At 59.9% G+C, this 23,400-nt stretch carries 21 protein-coding genes; 16 read left to right on the top strand and 5 right to left on the bottom strand.

The window, feature by feature from the left end; genetic code table 11:
• Window positions 1-699 precede the first annotated feature (699 nt).
• The 11 genes from dcm (at window position 700) to AC3ITN_RS02345 (ending at window position 13,428) form a co-directional block, all read left to right on the top strand.
• Window positions 700-1,947: a DNA (cytosine-5-)-methyltransferase gene (dcm, locus tag AC3ITN_RS02395; RefSeq protein ID WP_489391953.1), complete on the top strand. Its 1,248-nt coding sequence runs from the start codon at window positions 700-702 to the stop codon at window positions 1,945-1,947.
• 2 nt (window positions 1,948-1,949) lie between these two features.
• Window positions 1,950-2,378 (top strand): very short patch repair endonuclease, encoded by a 429-nt coding sequence (locus tag AC3ITN_RS02390; RefSeq protein ID WP_489391952.1) that lies wholly within the window; start codon window positions 1,950-1,952, stop codon window positions 2,376-2,378.
• A gap of 24 nt (window positions 2,379-2,402) precedes the next feature.
• The gene (locus AC3ITN_RS02385; RefSeq protein WP_489391951.1) at window positions 2,403-3,653 is read left to right on the top strand and encodes a type II restriction endonuclease; all 1,251 of its coding nucleotides are present in this window, start codon (window positions 2,403-2,405) and stop codon (window positions 3,651-3,653) included.
• Between the two features lie 127 nt (window positions 3,654-3,780).
• Window positions 3,781-5,433, top strand: coding sequence for an ATP-binding protein (locus AC3ITN_RS02380; RefSeq protein ID WP_489391950.1), 1,653 nt, complete (start codon window positions 3,781-3,783; stop codon window positions 5,431-5,433).
• A 26-nt stretch (window positions 5,434-5,459) separates the two neighbouring features.
• Window positions 5,460-6,251 carry an HNH endonuclease gene (locus AC3ITN_RS02375; protein ID WP_489391949.1) on the top strand — a complete coding sequence of 264 codons (792 nt, stop codon included), beginning with the start codon at window positions 5,460-5,462 and terminating at the stop codon, window positions 6,249-6,251.
• Window positions 6,244-8,073, top strand: a complete 1,830-nt coding sequence (locus tag AC3ITN_RS02370; protein ID WP_489391948.1) for a DEAD/DEAH box helicase — start codon at window positions 6,244-6,246, stop codon at window positions 8,071-8,073. Before AC3ITN_RS02375 ends, AC3ITN_RS02370 begins: the two co-directional genes overlap by 8 nt.
• Window positions 8,070-8,495 carry an EcoRII N-terminal effector-binding domain-containing protein gene (locus AC3ITN_RS02365; RefSeq protein ID WP_489391947.1) on the top strand — a complete coding sequence of 142 codons (426 nt, stop codon included), beginning with the start codon at window positions 8,070-8,072 and terminating at the stop codon, window positions 8,493-8,495. The genes AC3ITN_RS02370 and AC3ITN_RS02365 overlap by 4 nt, the downstream gene beginning before the upstream one ends.
• 1 nt (window position 8,496) lies before the next feature.
• A complete protein-coding gene (locus AC3ITN_RS02360; RefSeq protein WP_489391946.1) occupies window positions 8,497-10,161 on the top strand; it encodes a hypothetical protein in 1,665 nt (554 codons plus the stop codon).
• A gap of 501 nt (window positions 10,162-10,662) precedes the next feature.
• Window positions 10,663-11,307, top strand: a complete 645-nt coding sequence (locus AC3ITN_RS02355) for an EcsC family protein (protein ID WP_489391945.1) — start codon at window positions 10,663-10,665, stop codon at window positions 11,305-11,307.
• A gap of 11 nt (window positions 11,308-11,318) precedes the next feature.
• Entirely contained in the window at window positions 11,319-11,897 is a 579-nt protein-coding gene (locus tag AC3ITN_RS02350) for a hypothetical protein (protein ID WP_489391944.1), read from the top strand.
• Between the two features lie 82 nt (window positions 11,898-11,979).
• Window positions 11,980-13,428: a hypothetical protein gene (locus AC3ITN_RS02345; RefSeq protein ID WP_489391943.1), complete on the top strand. Its 1,449-nt coding sequence runs from the start codon at window positions 11,980-11,982 to the stop codon at window positions 13,426-13,428.
• A 335-nt stretch (window positions 13,429-13,763) separates the two neighbouring features.
• Here the strand turns inward: AC3ITN_RS02345 and AC3ITN_RS02340 are convergent, their stop codons facing one another.
• Both AC3ITN_RS02340 and aceE read right to left on the bottom strand, forming a co-directional pair.
• Entirely contained in the window at window positions 13,764-13,952 is a 189-nt protein-coding gene (locus AC3ITN_RS02340; protein ID WP_489391942.1) for a hypothetical protein, read from the bottom strand.
• An 8-nt stretch (window positions 13,953-13,960) separates the two neighbouring features.
• Window positions 13,961-16,648, bottom strand: a complete 2,688-nt coding sequence (gene aceE / locus AC3ITN_RS02335) for a pyruvate dehydrogenase (acetyl-transferring), homodimeric type (RefSeq protein ID WP_489391941.1) — start codon at window positions 16,646-16,648, stop codon at window positions 13,961-13,963.
• 491 nt (window positions 16,649-17,139) lie between these two features.
• Between aceE and AC3ITN_RS02330 the strand changes: the two genes are divergently transcribed.
• The 3 genes from AC3ITN_RS02330 (at window position 17,140) to AC3ITN_RS02320 (ending at window position 19,166) form a co-directional block, all read left to right on the top strand.
• Window positions 17,140-17,643 carry a PadR family transcriptional regulator gene (locus AC3ITN_RS02330; RefSeq protein ID WP_489391940.1) on the top strand — a complete coding sequence of 168 codons (504 nt, stop codon included), beginning with the start codon at window positions 17,140-17,142 and terminating at the stop codon, window positions 17,641-17,643.
• A gap of 88 nt (window positions 17,644-17,731) precedes the next feature.
• Complete coding sequence (locus tag AC3ITN_RS02325; RefSeq protein ID WP_489391939.1) at window positions 17,732-18,526, top strand: siderophore-interacting protein; 795 nt, start codon at window positions 17,732-17,734, stop codon at window positions 18,524-18,526.
• A 223-nt stretch (window positions 18,527-18,749) separates the two neighbouring features.
• Window positions 18,750-19,166: a hypothetical protein gene (locus AC3ITN_RS02320; protein ID WP_313347783.1), complete on the top strand. Its 417-nt coding sequence runs from the start codon at window positions 18,750-18,752 to the stop codon at window positions 19,164-19,166.
• A gap of 374 nt (window positions 19,167-19,540) precedes the next feature.
• On the opposite strand, the gene AC3ITN_RS02315 is transcribed toward AC3ITN_RS02320, so the two are convergent.
• The 3 genes from AC3ITN_RS02315 to AC3ITN_RS02305 all read right to left on the bottom strand — a co-directional run bounded on the left by AC3ITN_RS02315 (window position 19,541) and on the right by AC3ITN_RS02305 (window position 21,994).
• Window positions 19,541-20,326: a hypothetical protein gene (locus tag AC3ITN_RS02315; protein WP_489391938.1), complete on the bottom strand. Its 786-nt coding sequence runs from the start codon at window positions 20,324-20,326 to the stop codon at window positions 19,541-19,543.
• Between the two features lie 212 nt (window positions 20,327-20,538).
• Window positions 20,539-21,246, bottom strand: a complete 708-nt coding sequence (locus AC3ITN_RS02310) for a YceI family protein (protein WP_313347781.1) — start codon at window positions 21,244-21,246, stop codon at window positions 20,539-20,541.
• Window positions 21,247-21,403: 157 nt separating this feature from the next.
• The gene (locus AC3ITN_RS02305) at window positions 21,404-21,994 is read right to left on the bottom strand and encodes a malonic semialdehyde reductase (protein ID WP_313347780.1); all 591 of its coding nucleotides are present in this window, start codon (window positions 21,992-21,994) and stop codon (window positions 21,404-21,406) included.
• Between the two features lie 141 nt (window positions 21,995-22,135).
• Between AC3ITN_RS02305 and AC3ITN_RS02300 the strand changes: the two genes are divergently transcribed.
• Both AC3ITN_RS02300 and AC3ITN_RS02295 read left to right on the top strand, forming a co-directional pair.
• Complete coding sequence (locus AC3ITN_RS02300) at window positions 22,136-23,107, top strand: mitochondrial fission ELM1 family protein (protein ID WP_489391937.1); 972 nt, start codon at window positions 22,136-22,138, stop codon at window positions 23,105-23,107.
• Window positions 23,108-23,183: 76 nt separating this feature from the next.
• On the top strand, window positions 23,184-23,396 hold the full coding sequence (locus tag AC3ITN_RS02295) for a hypothetical protein (RefSeq protein ID WP_313347778.1): 213 nt from the start codon (window positions 23,184-23,186) through the stop codon (window positions 23,394-23,396).
• The last annotated feature ends 4 nt before the right edge of the window (window positions 23,397-23,400 follow it).

Below are 23,400 nucleotides of genomic sequence, written 5' to 3'. Positions count from 1 at the left end.
GCGCCGTCGCGCGACCTTGGTGGCTGCAAGGTCGGCGGGCATATGGCTTGGGGATGGGTGGCACGAACCCGAACGAGCTGTGCGACGTCGTAAGCAGCATGTTGGACCTCCGGCAGGAAGATCCCTCGCCGGAACGGCAAGGGAGTCGGGAGGTTAGAAACCGTCTAGTAGGAACCGGCGGGCGTATTTCCACAGGGGGTGTTGTATTAGCCACCCTCCCGACATGGGACGTCCATCTATCTTCCTACTAGAGGAGTTTCTACGCTCCGGTGTGCACCATGCGGGATGGGGAAGAAGATAGGAAATCGCTTGTTGCTGTTGATACGCCGGCTTTAGTTGGCCAAGCCTAATCAATGTCGCGTCCGTCCTGATGCGGCAGCAGAACTGGGACGACCATCCCTAAAATTGCATGACGTTGGTATGCGAAGCGAGTCGACAGGCATGGACTCGTAGCTTCGGGTTCATGAGTGCGTGTGGAGCCTCGACCTCTGCCATCACATCATCCTGGCGGATCGGACCGAAATGCCCCCCGTCCGTCTCCGCTGATGAGACCGGGAATGGCTAACGTGAACAGTCACCGGCATTGCCGCAGCCTCCGCCGCGTAGATCCCTGACTGCACAACGAGCCTTCCGACGATGGCCCCCCTTCACCCACGGGACGAAATTGGACATACTGTCCACCAGATTCCCGGAGCATCCATGAATACGTACGAGCTGATCGACCTTTCCCTCCAGCGCTTTTCAACGAAGGAAGTCGCCCAAGCCCTTGGAGTTGATCCGAAGACCGTGAAGCGCTGGCAGGTCCGCGAGACCGAGCCAAAGCCCTACATTGCTGACGCCATCCGTCAGCGCCTGCTCCCCTTCGGCGACCCGCCGACCGGGGAAGGAAAGTTCCGCTTCATCGACCTGTTCGCCGGCATCGGTGGAATCCGGACGGCGTTTGAGAGGCAGGGTGGACGCTGTGTGTTCACCAGCGAATGGGACCCCTATGCAGTAAAGACCTACAAGGCCAACTTCCATGACGGCCCCGGGCACACTTTCGCCGAGGACATCACCAAGGTCCATGAGGCCGATGTGCCGGACCATGATGTGCTTCTGGCGGGCTTCCCGTGCCAACCCTTCTCCATTGCGGGTGTATCCAAGAAGAACGCGCTTGGCCGTCCGCACGGGTTCTCCGACAAGACGCAGGGAACCCTGTTCTTTGACGTGGCCCGCATCATCGCCGAAAAGAAGCCGCGCGCATTCCTGCTTGAGAACGTGAAGAACCTGTTGAGCCACGACAAGGGCCGTACGTTCTCCACGATCATTGACGTGCTGCAGAACGAGCTGGGCTACCAGGTCAAGCACAAAGTCATCAACGGCAAGCACTTCGGCCCGCAGCACCGCGAGCGCATCATCATCGTGGGCTTCCGCGAACCGAACGATTTCGACATTCACAAAGTCGAGCTTCCCGGATTTGAGGACGCTCCGAAGATGGGCTCCATTCTGCACAGCCAGGATGGGACGGAAGCCGCTGACTCCCCTTACATTGATGGGGCGAAGGGCAAGGTGCTTGAGAAGTACACCCTTTCGGACAAGCTGTGGGAGTACCTGCAGAACTACGCCACGAAGCACCGCGACAAGGGGAATGGCTTTGGATTCGGGCTGGTGAACGGTGAAAGCACTTGCCGCACGCTGTCTGCCCGCTACTACAAGGATGGTTCGGAGATCCTCATCTCTCAAGGTGCAAAGAAGAATCCGCGCCGCCTTACGCCGCGCGAATGTGCCCGCCTGATGGGGTTCGATGACAACTTCCGGATTCCGGTTTCCGACACCCGCGCCTACAAGCAGTTCGGGAATTCAGTGGTCGTTCCCGTCATCAGCGAGGTTGCGCGGATCATGGTGCCCTACCTGGTTGACAACGCCGTCCCCGAACTGGCAAATCCACCCCGGAAGAAGAAGGCCTGACGTTGGTTGACAGCCTTACCCCCGAGCAACGATCCGCGCAGATGTCGCGGATTCGAGGCGCGAACACGAAGCTGGAGGTCCTTGTGCGCAGGGCCCTTCATTCAAGGGGGTTTCGCTACCGGCTGGGTGGGGCTGGGCTGCCAGGGCGACCGGACATTGTTCTGCCAAAGTACAAAGTGGTGGTCTTCGTGCATGGTTGTTTCTGGCACGGGCACAATTGCCCGCTGTTCCGACTGCCAAAGACCCGGCCCGAATTCTGGCTGGCGAAGATTGAAGGAAACAGATCGCGTGACAAACGGGTATCTGAACAGTTAACTTCAACCGGATGGCGCATCATCGAGGTGTGGGAATGCGCCCTCCGAGGGTCGAGTCCTGCACTGAAGGCAGAGGTTTTCGACCAGCTGGCAGTTGACATTCTTGGTTCACAATAGTGATTGGCGCCGACAGGGGGCGACATGAAACAGGGAAGTTTGTCGGAGTATTTTCAGGGCGTTGCGGCGAAACGCCTGAGCGAAGTTGAGGCCGATGTTCTCGCCTCGAACCAGCACGAGTTCAACGGGGTAAAAGCTCTTAGAGAGATTCTGGGGGAGCCAGATGGAAGGACTCCATATCCATCCAAAATGGTATACCTCAGCGACGAACAGCCGGATGCTCTCGTGGAGGAAGCAGTGCTGACGTGGTACGACGCGCGGCAGAAAGCCCGTGAAGAGCGCGGTGTTATGCGCGAGGAGTACCGTCTGTACTTTCCAAGTACCTCTGTGTCAGCCAAGTTCGCCACCGGCGATCTGCTGGTCATAGCTCTTTGCCAAGACGGATCCCTACTTGTCATCGTCGCGCAATCCTCCTCAAGTGCCCTCCAACAGATGGAATGGCTGTTTGGCCTGAATACACAGGACGGCAACTACGAAGTCAAGCAGGAGCCAGCGTTTGATGCTGAGCGGCTCGGGTTCGCATCGCGCTTCATTCTGGAGAGTATTGGCCTAGAGGTCAGCCATCGCGATGATAGTCACCTGGATGAAATGATAGCCCTGTTTGGGAGCACGTTCCCTCCGACACTGCGATTCTCAGCGTTTAGTCGATCAAAGTGTCCACAGATTGACTCTACTCAAGAGCCAGATCTTGCTCTAATGACTTGGCTAGAACGAGAAGAGCAACTCTTCAGGTCATTCGAGAAACATCTTGTTTCTCAGAGGCTAAGGGAAGGCTTCGGAGCCTCACAACATGACCCGGACGTGGATGCTTTCGTTTCTTACTCCCTCTCGGTTCAGAACAGGAGGAAGAGCAGAGCCGGATTGACCCTTGAGAACCACCTCGAGCACATCTTCAAGGAAGCAAGGCTCATCTGTACTCGATCCGCGCGCACTGAAGGCCATTCGAATCCCGACTTCCTGTTCCCTAGTGAGTCCTGCTACCACGATCCGAACGTCAACGAGGACCGGCTCCTGATGTTGGCCGTGAAGACTACCTGCAAAGACCGATGGCGGCAGGTCTTGGCTGAAGCGGACCGCATCGTGCGAAAACATCTACTCACCCTTGAGTCCCCCATATCGAGTAGGCAACTGAGTGAGATGTACGGAAGAGGCCTGACCTTGGTCGTTCCAGCACCTCTTCAGCCGGCCTACCCAGAAGATCAAAGAAGCAAGCTATACAGCCTATTCGACTTCATGGACGTAGCGCGACAAAAGGCGAACCGGAGCAAGCATTAGATCACCTTCGTGATTCTCCGCTACACCTGCATGCACCGGGGCGCGAGCACATCTGACATGCGCCCCACCAGGGCAGCCCCATCACTCTCTCCAGCGAAATCTCCATCAAGCGTTCAGGATCATCGAAATGAAGAATGGAACAAACCGCGACCTCACGAATCTGCCCGATCCCTCAAGGCTGATCTTTGGCCTTAGAGATACGGGCTATGACTTCAATACCGCAGCTGCAGATATCATCGACAATTCAATCGCAGCAGGTTCAACCGAAGTCAACATTCATGTTGAGCTTGAACGTGATGGAAGGAAGTTCGTTTACTTCGGAGACAACGGAACCGGCATGGAAGAGGAGGAGCTGTTCCAAGCGATGAGATATGGAGCTCCAAAGCGATCGAACCTCAAGAGCTTGGGAAAATTCGGACTGGGATTGAAGACAGCTTCCAGCTCGATCTGCCTTAAATTCACCATCGTCACCCGCATCTCAAAAGAAGATCCACTGAAGAAGCTTGCGTGGGATCTTGAACACGTCGAGTCGAATAATGCCTGGGAGATGCTGCAGGAGACTGTTACCGAGGAAGAGAAGCAGCGATTTGAAGAACTCTGCGGCGAGCGTGGAACTCTTCTCATTTGGTCAAAATGCGACCGTCTTCTCTCAAAGAACTACGAGCAAGCTGGCGGAACTCAGGAGCGGCGGGCGGTCACATCTCGGGCGGACAAGCTTCGCGAGCACGTATCGATGATCTTCCATCGATATCTGGACACGTCAAATAGTGACTACTCGAACGTGGCCATTTCGGTCAATGGGCAGTGGGTGAAGCCTTGGGACCCGTTCTTCACGGAGAAGTCCGAGCAAGTTCTTCCTAAGCATGCTCAGCGCATATCGATTCAGCTCGAAGACGGAACGTCACACGATGCCGGCATGCGCGCATGGATCCTTCCCCACAGCAAGGACCTCACCGAAAAAGAGAACGAAAGAGCAAGGATTTCTAGCCGTGGACAGGGCTTCTACATACACCGTGAGGGCCGGATCATCCACCACGGTGGGTGGCTTGGGGTATTCAGAAGTGATGACCCGCACTATTCTCTTCTCAGAGTTGAGTTTGACTTTGATCACAATCTCGACGATGCGTTCAAGATTGACGTCAAGAAGTCTCGCATCTTGTTCGATCCCGCACTGGAGGAGTTCCTGAAGACCCAGTTGACCCCCTTCTGGAAGGAGGCGGACAAGCGCTATAGACGGAAGGATAAAACTCTCGCAGCGTCTACGATCATGGACCATCAGAGCGCAAATAGGACCATTGCGGCAACGAATGCACAGACTGCCGCCGTGTCCTCTGTTGACGCCTCATCACAGACAGCTACGGTCAATAACAACCATGGACAAGGGATAAAGTTGCACATCCCAGTCGAGAGCAACGTTAACCCCAAATCCGTGTATGTAGACACAGTTGACGATATAACCAGCGGTCACGTCTGGGAACCTGCGATGCGTAGTCCCGGGCAGGCAGGTCACAGCGTTGGCGTGCGTGTCAACAAGCACCATGACTTCTTCCAGAAGATCTATCTACGTGCAGCAGGACAAGGCTACACGCTCGATGGGATCGACTATCTCCTTTGGGCTTTTGCCGCAGCTGAAATCAACAATTCAAACCCTGAGCTCACACCAGTGTTCGAAGACCTGCGTGATGAGATCTCAATGAATCTGAAGAAGCTACTTCGCGACACACCAATGCCTGATCCAGCCGCTCTTGATGCCCCCTCCGAATCTGGAACTGAGGACTGACGTATATGCGTAGATGGAACCAGCTCTTGGAGAGTGCGCTGGAGCGAGGCATCGGCACAGCGGTCTCAGTGGAGGAGCTAAACTCCGGCATCAGGTCGGGATGGTCGGCACACTTCACAGACTTTCGCAGCCTCAATGGGCCCATCTGCGCGATTACGCCATACGGCCTTAAGCGCTATAAAGTGAGGCTCTCATTTGGCGACTACGCCGGGCCTTGCATCAGACAGATGCTGTTAGCGAATGAGGAACAGGTCACAACAGCCAGAGCACTTCTCGGAACCATACCATCCAGCTATTCGGTTGAGATATCTCCTAATCAAGATGCTAGCAACTGGCATGTGAAAGACGGCCGTTTTTCGATTGAAGCACTTGGAGCCGCGATTTCAAACCATGGGAGCGAGGAAGCACTTGAGTATGTCGCAGAGCATGTAGCGGCACCAATGCTTGCATCCATGGCAGAGCTGATCGGCTACGACGAGCAGCCTCGGGTTCGAGATGAGGCGAATATTGAAGGTGAACTCACTCTCTCAACGTACAGAAGGCGTGAGCGCAGCCGGAGAAACAGATTCCTATGCATTTCCATTCACGGAAACGTGTGCGCGGCTTGCGGATTAGACCCAGTTCTTCTCTATGGTCAAGAGGCCGACATCATCGAAGTTCATCATATCGAGCCACTCTCTATTCTTGAGGAGCCGCGCGCGTACTGTCCGGAGAAGGATCTCGTCCCACTCTGTCCGAACTGTCACAGGCTAGTTCACACAAGGCGACCGTATCCCTATTCGTTGGAAGAGTTAAGGACTCTGCTCACGCATGAATAGCAATTCCTTGCATCCTCTCCCCGACAGCTTCGATGAGTTGATCGCAGCACTACCTGAAGGCTGGAGTGTCCGCAACTCGGTACTTGAGCCGACGCTTAAAGTGTCGAGAACAGGCAACCGTTACTACGTCAGGCTCGGTTCGTACTCGGGATCACGCGATGCCGAGCCCAGCTTCCTGCCTGCCCCATCGCTCTCATCCAACTGGGTAGTTCGCGGAAAGACAGCTTTTCCGCTTCCCGTCGACTGCCCCGGAGTCGTTAAATCCCTACTCTCCGGACTGGACCCTAGCGATCTAAGTTTCCCGGAAGTACTCTCCCTCTACACTTCTCACAACACTGACGTAAAGGTAGCCTTGGACGAGTCGACAATGGCTACCGCCAACGACTTGGCCGGCTCCCATCTCGATCTGACGGACATCCAAGGCCTAAGAGCAACCCTCTACCACTATCAAGCTCAGGGAGTTTCTTGGCTAAGAGGCACCATTGCGGCGCTGGGCGGGGCTATTCTGGCAGATGAGATGGGATTGGGTAAAACCATCCAGGTAATAGCTCTTCTGCTGCTGATGCCACCGAGTCCATCAACCCCTGCGCTGATACTTTGCCCGACGACGTTGATCGCGAACTGGACCAAAGAGATTAGCGTATTCGCGCCCTCTCTCACCATTAAAGTGCATCGCGGGCCAGCGCGTGGAAATCTACCACGCGACCTCCTTGGCGCCGATGTTGTACTAACAACCTACGACACCGCAGTGAATGATCTTGTTCTCTTTCGAGCAATCGACTGGTCATGGCTGGTGTGTGACGAGGCACAGGCGTTGAAGAATCCAGACTCTCAGCGGCGCACCGCCGTCGCTCAGATTCCCAGGCGCTATATGCTGCCCGTTACGGGCACTCCAATGGAGATTCGACTCCTTGACCTCTGGTCCCTCATCGACCTCGCGATTCCAAATGTGCTCGGCCCCAGGAAGATATTCGAGTCATCCTTCCTTGAGACAACGGATCATGCGTGGAAGCTGGGAGACTTGGTTGCCCCATTGATGCTTAGGCGGCGTGTTTCCGAGGTGGCCGGCGATCTTCCCGAGCGTACGGACGTTGTGGTGCCACTTGATCTAACTGACGAGCTTGCACTCTCCTACGAAAGGGTCCGCCAAGACGTACTGGAAGAGTACGGGGCTGCCGGCGCACTAGTTGCTACTGGCAAGCTTCAGATGTTTTGCGCTGATCCTATGCTGATTGACGGCCGAACCTTGCCAAGAAACCGAACACTTAGCGGCGCGAGTACTCCAACTCTTCCACGCGCCACCACCCCAAAGCTTGAGATGGCTGCCGAATTGATTCGCTCGGCCATTGCAAGTCAACGCAAGGTTCTTGTCTTCTGCAACTACAACTCGCTGGGAGCAATTCTCGAGCAGGAGGCCGGACTAACACCAGACGCATACTGGAGCGCGATTAATGGCTCGACACCGCAGGCCGATCGACAAGCCATCGTCGATGAGTTTTCGGCGCACCCCGGACCATCAGTACTCGTTCTTAATCCAAGGGCTGCGGGTGCTGGCTTGAACATTACCGCTGCAACTGTTGTCATTCACTTCACACAAGTTTGGAATCCCGCTCTTGAGGCGCAGGCAAGTGCCCGAGCCCATCGAAGGGGCCAGACACAGCCCGTGACCGTGTACCACCTCTATTACCTCAGTACCGTCGAGGAATTGATGCTGGAGAGGTCGAAGGCTAGAAGTCAACTAGGTGAAGGAGCGGTCCAGGATAGTGACAGCCTAGGACACGATATGAAGCGCGCACTATTTATCAGCCCTATCTCAAAATGACTACAAAGACCTTTGCAAAGTGTCTCAGCGCAAATGATGCCGGCGCGACTGGTAGCCACCAAGCCGGAATCCTAGTCCCTCGCACCCACAACGAGCTCCTCACCTTCTTCGCTGCTCTCGATCCAGCAAAGCTCAATCCAGATGCTTGGATCGACTGCGTGGATGAGCACGGCCAGCTTTGGAGGTTCCGATACATCTACTACAACAACAAGCTGCACGTTCCCACTGGCACCCGGAACGAGTACCGGATAACACATCTCACCAAGTACCTCCGGTCCGTTGGGGCAGCGGAAGGTGATTGCCTTGCATTTTCCTTGGTGCAAGGATCAGGCACATTCAGCGTTCGCCTTGAGAAGGCAGCGCATATGAATGAACGCGGTCAAGCAGCGGTCGTTCTCAGAGGATGGAGAAGGGTGCACTGAGATGGACGCATCACTCTTCTACAGCGTGGATCAGAGCGTGTACTCTACCCCGCTATCAAGACTTCACTTTGCAGGAGTGGATTCACTTCTGGCTGCTGCGGGCGTATCTACTCTTGGCGACCTGCTAGCCAAGGTGGAGATCACCCCAGGGTTCCTCAACAAGCTTCGCCCACTTTCCCACGAGCACATCCTTTGCGTTAGAAACAGGCTTAACGCGATCTCTCGTTCGCTTAAAGAGGATGGAACAATCGATTGGGATTTGTTCGATGAGATCGTCGGGCCTGTTCCGAGCACATCCGCAGCCACGGGGTCCGAAGACCACCATGTGGAGTTGCGTTGCTATCGGGATGGTACCCAGTTACTACCCACCATGAAGGTGAGCTCCGCTGCCGAGTTCTTCGATTCGATTGGCGAGGTACTACATGGACTTCTGGATATTAAGGAGTCTGATCTGGATCGGCGAATACTGGAGTTCAGGATCCTGCGTGTTCCTAGCGAGCAGGCAACGCTTGAGCTGCTCGCTACCGCGAGTGTTCCCGCGGTCACCAGAGAGCGCGTCCGCCAGAGGGAACGCAAGCTGCTTTCGCTGTTCTCCAAGGCATTCATGGGCGATGTGGATCCACGCTTCTCGGGACGAGTTCGTCCTAGCTTCGTCGCCTACTGGAAGAAGGCGGCTTCGCATCTCTCACATGCGCCAGAATTTACCATCTACGAATTCGTCGACGAACTAAGCGACGCTTGGCAGTGCGCCCCTCTCGATGTACTACGCAATCTGCCGCTTATTCTCTCTGTGCTGACCACAACCGCGTCACATTCGCCTCAGCTAAAGGAGCAGATTAGTGACGGACCGGAGCTATTTTCTCCTGTTCCTAGCCCAGTCAGGGGGCTACCCCTTAGGTCATTTCCCTGTGGAATCTCAACAGATGATTTGGCAGCAGCGGGCTTGAATACGACAGAGGATCTGTGGTTGAGTCTTCGAACACGGCAAGCACCGTCCTCGTCCACGGCACTCGGAAGCAAACTCCGGCGTCTTGCACGAGCCCTGTTTTCTGGATCAAATCATCAAACTGGAGATTTTGATTGGAGCGCATACTGCGCATCAATGGGCATCTCTGACGCGCCAGATCTTGGCAGCAGCTGTCCGCGAGATTTCATGGCAGCGCTTCCCGAGCACATAGGGGTTGTGTTAAGCCACATTAGAGTCCCGCCCCACTCTGCGAAGATTTTTCTCTCACGCATTGCGGTGGACCGCAGGATCCGGCGAACTCTTCTTGAGGTCGCCAATGATATCGGGACCCACGGGCCGATCGTGAAACGCCAGGAATCCATCATGTTGCGCAGCATGAACGATTTGCTAGTAGAAAGAGAACTGTGCACGTTTGAGCTCTGCATTGAGGAGGGCTTCCTGTCTCGTTGGACGGAAGCCGCTGCTGTTTTCTCGAGGCATGCCGACAGCTACACTTCGTTTGTCAATGCACTTTCAGTAGAGTGGAGCTTGCCAGCTCCCGCTCGGACCGTTTCGTTCGAAGTATTGTGGGCCGTACTCTCACAGTATCCAGGAGGTCGTCCGCGACGTTCGAAGAGAGCTCCAAGCGCACCTCGGCTTACGAGCTCTTCATCCCAATCTGTGGTTATCAAGCTGCGCGGCTTTCGCAGCACCCATTGACCCCATGTGAGGCTACATCGGCGCCCTCCCAGCCCTTGGGACCGTGTCATGACGGCGAAGGAAGGTTCATTGTCGTTGCAGATGCGACTTACTCACCTGACCGCCTGATGATTTGCTCGCGAGCGCTGATTGCTGAAGTAGTAGTGGCTTGACTGCCGTAGCATTATCTTATAGCTGCCCCCTATTCGCGATTACGCTGAGGGCGGACTCGCGCGTCCAACGTGAGCATCTTGAGCGCTCTGACAGGAAATTCGGTGGGTTCTCAACCGCCCCACCCCACTCAGATCATGGCCCACACCCTATCAATTGCTAAAGTATCCCTGATACCGGCCGATAACCTAGGCGGAACTAAGGATAGTCATGTCTCTCACGGAGGCCATGCGCCGCTCACGGCGCGCGCAGCTGGACGCGAGTCGGCACCTGTAGGGCAGCATGCACTTCCTAGGTGACTGCACGGTCCGCGATCGCGGACCGTCCTATGCATTGGAACAGGGACTGCCCGTGACGAAAGAACTAACCGAAAGCAAGATCATGCAAGCACTGGACTTTGCCTACGAGAAGGCGATGACTGGCCTGCCAGGGTTGGACTCGGCTATCGAGATGGCCGATAGCTACATGAAGGAATCCGGCACACTTGAACAGAGAGCCAACTCCCTCGTGCGATGGCAGAACACCAAAGCTGCTACATCCGGGTTCATCACAGGGTTGGGCGGACTGCTTGTCATGCCCGTAACCATCCCGGCCAACCTCGCAAGCATCTACTTCATCCAGATTCGCATGATTGCCGCCATTGCTCACATGGCCGGCTATGAGGTTCGCGATGACAAAGTAAAGGCCATGGTGTACGCGTGCCTAACCGGGAACGCTGCCAAAGAGGTCCTGAAAGACGTGGGCATCCAGTTCGGAAAGAAGCTTGCCCAGGCAAGCATCAATCGCATCACCGGCGCCACCATCACCAAGATCAACCAAGCTGTTGGCTTCCGCCTTCTCACCAAAGCGGGAACAACCGGCATCGTGAACCTTAGCAAGATGGTTCCAATCCTTGGCGGCGTAATTGGCGGTGCGGTAGATCTGACAGCAACCAACATCGTGGGTTCCACCGCAGTAAGGCTGTTCATCACTGAAGATGTCAAGGCTAACGCTTAAGGAAGGGAAGTATGTCCGTTCGCGAACCCAAGAGTATCCAATTCACTGCTGTTCAGATCGTTGACCGCAATGGTGGCCGGAAGGGCAGACTTGAGCTGTCCTCCGGCAATCTAGCGTATTACCGTAAGGGTGCAACCACCGCATCACTCTCTGTGACTTATCAGGACCTGACCGCACTGCTCGAAGCGGAGATCGAGTATCGCGCAATTGACAAGCGGGCTCCTCTTCCGAAGGGCAGCAAGCATGACTTCCACTTTCAGGCGTTCGAGCATGAGAGCGCCGGCGACGCAGGGACCGTCCATGACCAAGCAGAGCTGGTAGCCGAGGGGAGATGCGCCCTAGCTAACATGGACCCGAAGCGGATCGAAGATGGGATGTTCAGCGTGCTATCTCAGGATGCAAGCGCGCGCCCCAGCCGTCGATCTTGGTACGCATCGATATCGCTTTCCATGGCGATCTCAATCATTGCGTGGTACATCGACAAGTTCTTGGCTGGGAAGAAGATTTTGGCCAACTCCAAGAATGTGGTACAGACGAGGCTTCAGCTACGTCGACTGCTACTCCAGCTAGTAAAGAGGCTGGACGGTTAACCGCCATTCCGAAGCTCGCCCAACCACGTATTGGACGTGCCGACAATCCTCCTCGCAGTCCTAAGATCATGATTACCAAGGAATGAACATGATGCACTTCCAAGTTGACAGAATGCAGCTTCCAATAGGGCAAGGTGGATTTCACTCCATGGCGCTTCACTCCAATGGGTGGGATGGGTTCAGCATGGTTATTGACTGCGGGGGTTCGAATAAGCCTCACCGGACTTCGCTTGCCAAGGCATTTGCGGAGGGCAGGCGCGAACACGATTTCTTGGCCATCAGTCATCTAGACGATGACCACATCAATGGACTGGAGGACCTTAGGATAGCCGGCGTCAGCTTCGGCACCGTCTTTCTCCCCCACGTCGATGCGAGCAGCTATCTAAAGTGGATGACTCTCAAGATCTGCGGTGGATCGACCGCCAGCGATAGAGGAAGCTCCGATGAGGGCGCTCCCGAAGCCATTGCCAGTTTTGCCCGGACCTCCTTTGGACTTTACTCGGGGAGATTCGGGCCCGTAGTGCAGGTCGGCGGTCCTACGAGCGATGCGAATGAAATTGATGACAGAGGAAGGAATGACGACGCGGATGATTACCGAGACAGCCATTCCGGACCTCTAACCGGCAAAGCTCTTCGCGCAATTTCCAGGGCACAGCAAGCGAATGGAGTGGGTCTTTCGTCGTCCACTTCGCTGACTTTCCAACTTGACTGGTTGATCCGATTCTATTCACGCGAGTGGAGCTTTCCGCTTGAGGCCGCAGATATCTGGAGCTACCCAGCGCTTCAAGCACTGAAGGCAGTTATCGACTCCATAGATTCTGATTTTGACGTTGAGCAGTGGCAGACCTTCTCATCCTCGCTTAGAGAAGAGTTGAAGAAGAAAGTTGACGCCGGGCTTTGGAAGCTTTCCACTCCCCCAACACCCAGCACATCGGCGTGGACCAAGCTATCCGCAGACATATCAAGCGGAGAAGTTAGCTGCAAAGAGCTCCTCTCAAGGCTCTACAAGGCATCCCCTTCGCTAAGCGACTACAACGATGCCTCTATGTGCGTCTATTCTGGTCCGTCTGACCGAGGCATAGTTGGCCCGCGTCAGCACTTCGTGCGGCTACAGGACAACTCAATCTTGAAGGCACCGCTCCCCCGCGAAGCAACCACGAGAAAGATCGGTTGGATCCACACTGGCGACGCAGGCTTCAATACGAGTGAGAAGCTAAGTAAATTCATGGAGCACTACTTTGGCGAGCTTCCACTCACCACCGTAATGGTGCTTCCACATCACGGGTCCCGCATGAGTTTTGATGAGGACGTAAGCCTGCTCCACGATCTGGCAACCCGCCTGGCTCGTCCGACAGTATTCATCGCTCCCGCTAAGCCAAACAGCAAGTACCACCATCCGCACGCAGAAGTGGTCCAAGCATGTCAGCGCCTAGGAGAGCTGGCTATTGTGGACGACAATGCCATGTCGCTGTACTCAGACACCGCATTGGCGCCCTATAGCCCAGCCTATCAATGGCCTCCGTATCTATGACTCTTCAATGGGCAGCAGAAAGCCAGCTCCAAGGCTGCCGTGGGAGACTCAGATGTGCGAGATGCTCGAATGGAACGCCACGCCCAAACAGCCGGCGCGTGCCTTAGGGACGGCAAGAGAATGGAGGCTGCAGGAATACTCCTGTGATCCATGAACCATGCCGAAGGTGAGACTTTGCCCCTGCTCCACCTGCCCAAGATTGAGGATTCCGCCCCCCCCAAGGCTAACGCAATGACCGGTGCGACCACTAAGAGCGGCGAGTAGTGGCGGCAGGTTGTTGAGTCAGCGAAGTAACACCTACTCCCTGATGGTGTGGGCGCTCCTAGCGGTGTCATCTACACGCTGCGGTTCAGGGCGTCACGCAGGATGGTGTTGTCCAGTCGGCGCGTCGCTTCTTCATCGCTCAGCTCAAACTCCAGTAGCGGCTTGTCTTCCACCCAGCGCCGCTCTCGCCTCACCAGGCGAACACTATCGCCCGATTCATGTCCAGAAGAAGGGCGGCCTAGGCCGCCCTTCTTCTTCACATTACTGATCAAACCCCGACAGGATTACCCTTCTCAGGATCAATCTTGTACTGCTTGATAGCCCGGGCCACATCCTTCCCGGTCATCTTCCCGTCCTTGGCCAGCGCCGCAATAGCGGCATGCGCGATGTAGTACCGGTCGACCTCGAAGAAGCGACGCAGGTTCGCACGGGTGTCCGAACGGCCGAAGCCATCCGTACCCAGCACGGTGAAGGTAGCCGGCACGAACGCGCGGATCTGGTCCGCATACGCACGCACGTAGTCGGTAGCGGCAATCACCGGGCCCTGGCGGTCTTCCAGCAGCTCGGTCACGTAGGCCTTGCGCTGGGTGTCTTCCGGGTGCAGGCGGTTCCAACGCTCGGCGTCGAAACCATCGCGGCGCAGTTCGTTGAAGCTCGGGCAGCTCCAGATGTCGGCGGTGACGCCGAAGTCCTTCTCCAGCAGCGCGGCCGCTTCAATGGCCTCGCGCAGGATGGTGCCCGAACCCAGCAGCTGCACGCGCAGCTCGCCCTTCTTCGGCTTGCCGGCGTCGGTGAGCAGGTACATGCCCTTGACGATGCCTTCGGCCGCGCCTTCCGGCATTTCCGGGTGGGTGTAGTTCTCGTTCATCAGAGTGATGTAGTAGTACTCATCAATCTGGTCTTCCATCATGGCCTTGGTGCCGTGCTGGAGGATGACGGTCACTTCGAAGCCAAACGTAGGATCGTAGCTGCGCACGTTCGGAATGCCGCCAGCGGCCAGATGGCTGTGGCCATCTTCGTGCTGCAGGCCTTCACCGTTGAGCGTGGTGCGCCCGGCGGTGCCGCCGAGCAGGAAGCCGCGGGTACGCATATCGGCGGCCTGCCAGGCAATGTCGCCCACGCGCTGGAAGCCGAACATGCTGTAGTAGATGTAGAACGGCAGCATCGGCACGTTGGACACCGAGTAGCTGGTACCGGCGGCCATCCAGGAGCTGATGGCGCCCGGCTCGCTGATGCCCTGCTGCAGCACCTGGCCGCTCTGGTCTTCGCGGTAGAACATGAGCTGGTCGGCGTCGACCGGCTTGTACTTCTGGCCGAACGGCGCGTAGATGCCGATCTGGCGGAACAGGCCTTCCATACCGAAGGTACGGGCTTCGTCGGCCACGATCGGCACGATGTGCGGGCCCAGTTCCTTGTCGCGCAGGGTGATGTTCAGGCTCTGCACGAAGGCCATGGTGGTGGAGTAGCTGCGCTCGCCGCTGCTCTTGAGCAGGCGTTCGTAGGTTTCCAGCTTCGGTGCGTTGAAGCTCTTGGTGGCCTTGCGGCGGCGCTGCGGCAGGTAACCGCCCAGTGCGGCGCGACGCTCCTGCAGGTACTTCACTTCCGGCGAATCCGGGCCCGGGTGGTAGAACGGCACCTGGCCGTCGGCCAGCTGCGCGTCGGTCACCGGAATGTTGAAGCGGTCGCGGAAGTGCTTGACCGCTTCGTCGTCCAGCTTCTTGGTCTGGTGGGTCGGGTTGAGCGCTTCACCGGCGCTGCCCATGCCGTAGCCCTTGACCGTCTTGGCCAGGATCACGGTGGGCATGCCCTTGGTGTTCACGGCCTGGTGGTAGGCGGCGTACACCTTGTGCGGGTCGTGGCCACCACGGTTGAGGCGCCAGATGTCGTCGTCGGACAGGCCGGCGACCATGGCAGCGGTTTCCGGGTACTTGCCGAAGAAATGCTCGCGCGTGTACGCGCCGCCGAAGGCCTTGCAGTTCTGGTATTCGCCGTCGACGGTTTCCATCATCAGCTTGCGCAGGACGCCGTTGGTGTCCTTGGCCAGCAGGGCATCCCAGTAACCGCCCCACAGCAGCTTGATGACATTCCAGCCGCCGCCACGGAACACGCCTTCCAGTTCCTGGATGATCTTGCCGTTGCCGCGCACCGGGCCGTCGAGGCGCTGCAGGTTGCAGTTCACTACGAAGATCAGGTTGTCCAGGCCTTCACGGCCGGCCAGCGCGATGGCGCCCAGGGTTTCCGGCTCGTCCGATTCGCCGTCGCCGATGAAGCACCACACCTTGCGGTCGGACTTCTCGATCAGGCCACGGTTTTCCAGGTAACGCAGGAACTGCGCCTGGTAGATGGCAGCCAGCGGGCCCAGGCCCATCGACACGGTGGGGGTCTGCCAGTAATCGGGCATCAGCCACGGGTGCGGGTAGCTGGACAGGCCGCCACCATCGACTTCCATGCGGAACTTGTCGAGCTGCTGCTCATCGATGCGGCCTTCCAGGAAGGAACGCGCATAGATGCCCGGGGCGCTGTGGCCCTGGATGAAGAGCAGGTCGCCGGGGTGGTTGTCGCTGGGGGCGCGCCAGAAGTGGTTGAAGCCCACGTCGTACAGGGTGGCGCCGGAGGCGAAGCTGGCGATGTGGCCGCCCAGGTCGCCCGGCTTGCGGTTGGCGCGCACGACGGTGGCCATGGCGTTCCAACGGATGATGGAACGAATGCGCCATTCCAGTTCGGCGTTGCCCGGGCTCTTGGCCTCCAGGGTCGGCGCGATGGTGTTCACGTACTCGGTGGTGGGAGAGAACGGCAGGTAAGCACCCGAACGACGGGTCAGTTCCACCATGCCTTCCAACAGTTGATGCGCGCGCTCAGGGCCCTCGACATCAATTACGGCCTTCAGCGACTCGATCCATTCCTGGGTTTCCACAGGATTCGGGTCGTTGTTCAGCACCTCGTTCAACCAGTTCATTTGCGCTCCCATGACCGCACGCACGCGCGCGACTGTTTTAGATTTCTAGCCGCAAAGTGTAGCGCACCAATGGGTTTGCTTACTTCGCTACGGGTGCGTATGGAAGCGCTGCGCGGTGTCTGGGGGACATCGCGCGACAGTGGGGCGGCTGGATTTTGCCGGTTCCACGCGCGGTTTCAGGGTGGTTGATGGCGATGACATGGGTGCGGCAGGAGGACAGCGGCGTACAGGTGGGGGCCGGTTTGGGGTGGGGCGGATTGGCCAACGCTGTCATGTGGGGGGCGTGGAACGTGGGTGGTCTCGGTGGGCGGGGGCTCGCCAGCGTTCTACGTGGGGCACGCACCGTCGCGTGGGGGCCATGGGTTGGTGGGCGCTTTTCGCGGCTGCGGCGGCGGTCGAATGCTGAACGGTTGCGCAGCCACGCAGGGCGCGGTTCTACACGTCCGCAACTTTTCGATATATCGTTATCGCACTTCATTCGATATATCGAAATGACTGCTCCGCGTGACCTTGAACGTTCTGCCCGCTCTACCCCGGCGCGGCCGCTCAGCCGGGGCGACCTGCGCCTGCTGGTGCTGTCGCTGCTGGGCGAGCAGCCGCGCCACGGCTATGAGCTGATCCAGTGCATCAGCGAGATGTTCGTGCGGGTGTACACGCCCAGCGCGGGCTCCATCTACCCGGTGCTGTCGCAGTTCGAGGCGGCCGGCTGGGTGAGTGCGCTGGAAGACGGCGGCCGCAAGCGCTACCAGCTCAACGCGCTGGGCCAGGCCGAGCTGGCGGCGCAGCGCGAGGAGGTGGACGCGGCGCTGCACCGGGTGCGCCACAGCGCGCGCTCGATCGCCAAGGCCAACCTGCCGCCGGTGGTGCGCGACTCGCTGCGCGAGCTGAAGCAGGCGCTGGGCCTGCACCACGCCCGCTGGCAGGACGACAACGCGGCGGCGGTGGCGCAGGCGCTGCGCGAGGCCGCCGCGCAGATCCGTGCGCAGGGCCGCTGACCCGATTGATCCAGACCCAGCCCGCCGTTGGCCAGCCAGGTCCTTCCCCCTACGCCGCGTATGCGGCACTGAAAGAACAGGTATTCCCATGGCTTTGCATGAAAACCGGTTGCTGCGTCATACCGTGAAGTTCCGCCCGCTGCAGGTGCTGCGCACCGAGGAGATCACCCCGTGCATGCGCCGGGTGATCGTGGGCGGTGAGGCGCTGGAGGGCTTCGATTCGCCCTCGCCCGACGACCACGTGAAGCTGTTCTTCCCCAATGCGGAAGGGCAGTTCGTGGTGCCGACGATGACCCCGGAAGGCCCGCGCTACCCGGAAGGCCAGGAACCCTCCCCCGCCCGCGATTACACGCCGCGCTGGTGGGACCTGGAGGCGAAGGAATTGGCCATCGACTTCGTGCTGCACGGGCACGGGGTGGCGTCGAGCTGGGCGGCCAATGCGCAGCCGGGCGACCCCATCGCGGTGGGCGGCCCGCGCGGCTCGCACATGACCGCAGACGACTACGACACCTATGTGCTCATTGGCGATGAGACGGCGCTGCCGGCCATTGGCCGCTGGCTGGAGACGCTGCCGGCGCAGGCGCGGGCGGAGGTGTACATCGAGATTCCGGAGGCGGATGACCGCCAGTTCCTGCCGGAAGACGACCGCATCCGGGTGTCGTGGCTGGAGCGCAATGGCTTTGATGGGGCGACGAGCACGCTGCTGGAAGACGTGTTCACCGACTTTGAGGAGCCGGAGGGCGACACGTTCTACTGGATTGCCACTGAATCGCGCCGGGCGCGGATGATGCGAAAGTACATCGAGGGCCACCTGGGGGTGCCGAAGGAGTGGATCCGCTCCACGGGGTACTGGAAGGCGCACCCGGGGCACGAGGGGGATTGAGGCGATATTGATCACCTGCGCCGCACGACCAACGGTGGTGCGCTACCGGGGTGGTGCCGGCCGTTGGCCGGGCCAGGCGATACGCACCGCGGCCAGCGAGGCCTGATGGCCTACCTGCGCCGCACGACCAACGGTTGTGCGCTACCGGGGTGGTGCCGGGGGTCACGACCGTTGGTCGTTACCTCCGCCATGCGACAATCGCGTTTTGGGCCGGTGGCTTTCGATGCAAGCAGCTTCTCTTTCGGCACTGGCCGACCTGATCGCGCGCCTGGAGCGTGCCGATCCCGCGTTGGACGCCACGCTGGCGTCCGCGGCGCCCGAGGCCACGGTACCGATGCGCGAGGCGGCCCTGCCGCTGGCCCGCGCGCAGCTGGCGCTGGTGCAGGCCAACACGGATATCACGCTGGTGGCCGACGAGCTGCGGCGTTACCAGAAGTACGCATTGCCGGGGAAGCCGAGCCTGCAGATCGTGCAGCTGCGCAAGCAGCAGGCGACGGTGAAGCAGGCAGCGCTGATTGCGCGGCAGAATTTCGCGCAGGCCACGCATGCGTTTCTGCGTGAGAGCGGGTTGACCGCACCGGCACGGCGGTTGCCGACGGATTTCACGAGCGGGTGGTTGGCGACGCTGGCGGCGGGGTGATTGCGGGGGTTTTGTTGGGCGGGTGGTGCCGACGGGTGGGGCGACTGGGTGGGACCGACTGGGTGGGCCGACTGGGTGGGCCGACTGGGTGGGGCCGACTGGGTAGAGCCGACTGTTAGTCGGCTGCCTTTGAGCGCACCGCCCGAACAAACACCAGCCGACTAACAGTCGGCTCTACCCCGTCGGGTGTGACGCATCGCGCGCTAGCCGACTAACAGTCGGCTCTACCCCGTCGGGTGTGACGCATCGCGCGCTAGCCGACTAACAGTCGGCTCTACCCCGTCGGGTGTGACGCATCGCGCGCCAGCCGACTAACAGTCGGCTCTACCCCGTCGGGTGTGACGCATCGCGCGTTAGCCGACTAACAGTCGGCTCTACCCCGTCGGGTTCGCCCGCCACCCATAGCGCTTGGCCAGCCCTATCTCCAGCAACACCAGGGCCATCACGATCAGCAGCGGCAGCAACAGGCCGAGGTAAATGCCCGGCATCATCGCGCTGAGCTGCGCCTTGAGCAGGCGGATCACGCCCTTGGTGTGCAGCAGCTCATCCATGCGCATGCTCAGCGCTTCGCGGAACACGCGCTTGTCCACGCCGCTGTGGCCGGCCACTTCCTTGGCCAGGCTGTCTTCCACCCAACGCGACATCAGCGCGCCACGCAGGGCTTCCACGCCACGGCGCGTCCAGCGGGTGGCGAAGCCTTCGCCCTGCAGGTAGCCGGCGCCGGGCAGCGGGTTTTCGGCGAGGTAGTTGTCCACCACCTGGCGGGTGACCTGGTGCAGGGTGGCGTCGCTGCGCATGAGGGCGGCGATGTCCGGGTCGTCGAGGGAATTTTCGAAGTCCACCTGCCAGCTGGCCACGAGGGTCTGCAGGTGCGGCTGGAAGTGATCGATCTGCTTGTACAGGGCGCGCTGCGCGCCGGCGGCGAAGCCGAGCTGCAGGCCGGTGAAGGCGAACAGCAGCGGCAGCAGGACCGCGTGGCAGGCGATGAGCCAGTGGTGCCAGCGGCGCTGGCGGTGCAGCCATTGGCGGCGGCGCAGTGCGTACCAGGTGGCGATGCCGAGCAGCAGGCCCAGCACGGTGCCGAGGAGGCTGCCGCCGATGAGGTCGAGCAGGCTGAGCCCGGTCCAGAATTCCATCATCCAGTAGTGTGCGTCTTGCACGGGGTGCTCCGTTGTTGCGTGGTGCACAGTGTAGAGCCACGCCATGCGTGGCTTCGCGGTGCCGGAGCGGAAAGCGGAGGAGCAGCCGACTAACAGTCGGCTCTACCCAGTCGGCTCTGCCCAGTCCAGTTAGCCAGCTCCGAATCACGCGGTCGGCGCAAACAAAAATCCCGCCTTTCGGCGGGATTTCTGCATTTCCACATCGCTACCGCTTACGCAGCCGGCTTTTCGCCGGTGGCTTCGGTGGTGATGCGGATGTTCACTTCATCGCTGACGTTCGGGGCATACGCGCCCACGCCGAAATCGCTGCGCTTGATGGTGGTGGTGGCGTCGAAACCAGCGGCCGGAACCTTGGCCATCGGGTGCTCGCCGCCGGCGTTGACGGTGACGTCCAGGGTGACCGGCTTGGTGATGTCCTTGATGGTCAGATCACCGGTGACGGTCAGCTTGTTGGCGCCCGCCGCTTCCACCTTGGTGCTCTTGAAGGTGGCCGCCGGGAACTTGGCCGCGTCGAAGAAATCGGCGCTCTTCAGGTGTTCGTCGAACTTGGCGGTGAAGCTGTTGAGGCCGGTCAGCGGCAGCTTCACTTCCACGGTGGACTTGGTCACGTCGGCCGCGTCATACACCAGGGTGCCTTCGGCGGCGCCGAAGTGGGCGGTCGGGTGCGAGAAGCCGAAGTGGCTCCACTGGGCCAGCACGTCAGTGTGGCTCGGGTCGAGCTTGTAGGTGCCCGATGCGATCTGGATGGCTTCAGCAGCCGGGGCAGCGGCCGGGGTGGCAGCGGCATCAGCCGGTGCGGTGGCGGCAGCAGCCGGGGTCGCGTCGGCGGCCGGGGCGGCGGTGTCTTCAGCCGGCTTGGAGCAGGCGGCGATGGCCAAGGTGAGGGCCAGCGGCAGCAGCAGTTTGCGGGTCATGGTCATGTCAGGTCTCTCTCGCATTCGTAGGGAAAAGGAAAAGTGGTGCAACAGCCCGTCCGCACGGAGGGGCCCGTAATACCGGCCATCGAGGCAGTTTCCCTCAGGCCGTCGCTGCGCGACGTCGAGAACGGCGCCAGGCCGCTCTCTTCGACGGAAAAACTTATTCGATGCGCGCCGCTTCGTCGAAGGACAGGCGCGGCAGCCGCGGGAACAGGCCCGAAGAATCACCGTACCCCAGATTGACCAGGAAGTTCGACTTGATGGTGGTGCCCTTGAAGAAGGCCTCGTCCACCTTGGCCGGGTCGAAGCCCGACATCGGGCCGGCGTCCAGGCCCAGCGCGCGGGCGGCCAGGATCAGGTAGGCGCCCTGCAGGCTGCCATTGCGGAAGGCCGATTCATGGCGGTTTTCACGCGGGCCGTCGAACCATGCCTTCGCGTCGGTGTGCGGGAACAGGTAGGGCAGCTTTTCGTGGAAGTCTTCGTCGAAGCCGATGATGACGGTGACCGGGGCGGCCAGAGTCTTGTCATGGTTGCCTTCGGACAGCGCCGGGGCCAGCTTGGCCTTGGCTTCGGGCGACTTCACGAACACGAAACGCGCCGGGCTGCCGTTGGCGGCCGTGGGGCCCCACTTGAGCAGTTCGTACAGGGCCTTCAGCTGGCTGTCTTCGACGGGGGTGTCGAGGAAGGCATTCTGGGTGCGGGCGGTACGGAACAGCTGGTCAAGCGCAGCATCGTTGAGCACGTTGGACATGAAGCCTCCGGAAAGACACTTGGACAAAGAAGGAATCCCGCACGCCTTGGGCTACCTTTACCAGGCACCGCACGGTCGGCGAAGGCTGGCAGTGTAGAGTGTCGCGACTGTTGCAACACCCAGCCTGACTGAAACGAATTAATGCCATACGTGAAACGATGGAGTCCGCCCTGGACGATCACTGACGGCCGTGCCGGCAATGTGCGGCAGGCGGTGGCCCTGGCCACGGCATTGAAGCTGGGGGCACATCGTCCGCTGGTGCTGGTGCCGCGCGCGCCGTGGAAATGGGTGGCGCCGCGCTGGCTGCCGGGTGCGTCTCACGGCTATGGCGACGCATTTGCCACGCTGGTGCAGGACCCACCGGCGCTGGCGATTGGCTGTGGCCGGCAGGCGGCCGGGGCGCTGCGCGAACTGCGCCGGCACGGCAGCAAGGGCGTTCAGATCCTGGACCCGCGCTTGGGCACGCGCCACTGGGACCTGCTGGTGGTGCCCGAACACGACCGCCTGCGCGGCGGCAACGTGCTCACGCTGCTGGGCAGCCTGAACCCGGTGGATGACGATTGGCTCTCGCTGGGCCGCGCGGCCTTCGCCAGCTTCGGCGACCTGCCCGGCCCGCGCACGGCGCTGCTGGTGGGCGGGCCGACGCCGCATGCACCGTGGCACGAACCGGACATGGTGCAGGTCTTCCACCAGCTGGCCGACCAGCTGCGTGCGGAGGGCGGCAGCCTGCTGGCCACCACGTCGCGGCGCACGCCACCGGCGCTGGTGGGCGCGCTGCGCAGTGCGTTCGCCGATGTGCCGCACGTGATCTGGGGCGATGGCGGCGACGGGGTGAACCCGTATGCCGGGCTGCTGGGTTGGGCCGAGCGGATCGTGGTGTCACCCGATTCGGTGAACCTGCTGTCCGAAGCCTGCGGCACGCGCCTGCCGGTGGCGGTGGCGCTGCAGAGCCAGGCGCAGGGGCGGATGGTGACGTTCCAGCAGGCGCTGCGCGCGCGCGGCCGGCTGCAGGAACGCTGGCTGGACTGGGGCTACCCCGGGCCGATCGAGCCGCTGCGCGAGACCGCACGCATTGCCGCGCAGGTGCGGGCTGCATTGGATATCCCGGCTTAAAAACGCGCGTCGCGTGGCTACCGATGGCGGTGCGATGCCGGTAGATTCGAGGTTCACCCAAGGAAGGAGAGTGCGTATGCGCAGTGCTGTGTTGGTGGTGATGGCCGTGCTGGTCGCCGGCTGTTCGAGCATGCCTACCGGGCAGGATGCGGTGTCGTGGAGCTGCCACAAGGAGCTCACCGCGTATCGCAACCAGCCGCCGATGACCGACCAGCAGAAGAAGGAACGCTGGCCGCAGGAACCGCCCGTGCCGGTGAGCGAGCCTTGTGCGCGGGAACTGAGTCGCTGAGTTC

Source organism: Stenotrophomonas sp. KH_036_B (assembly GCF_057839485.1).
Note: the sequence above shows the minus strand (reverse complement) of the source record. Positions and strands in the feature narration are given on the sequence as shown.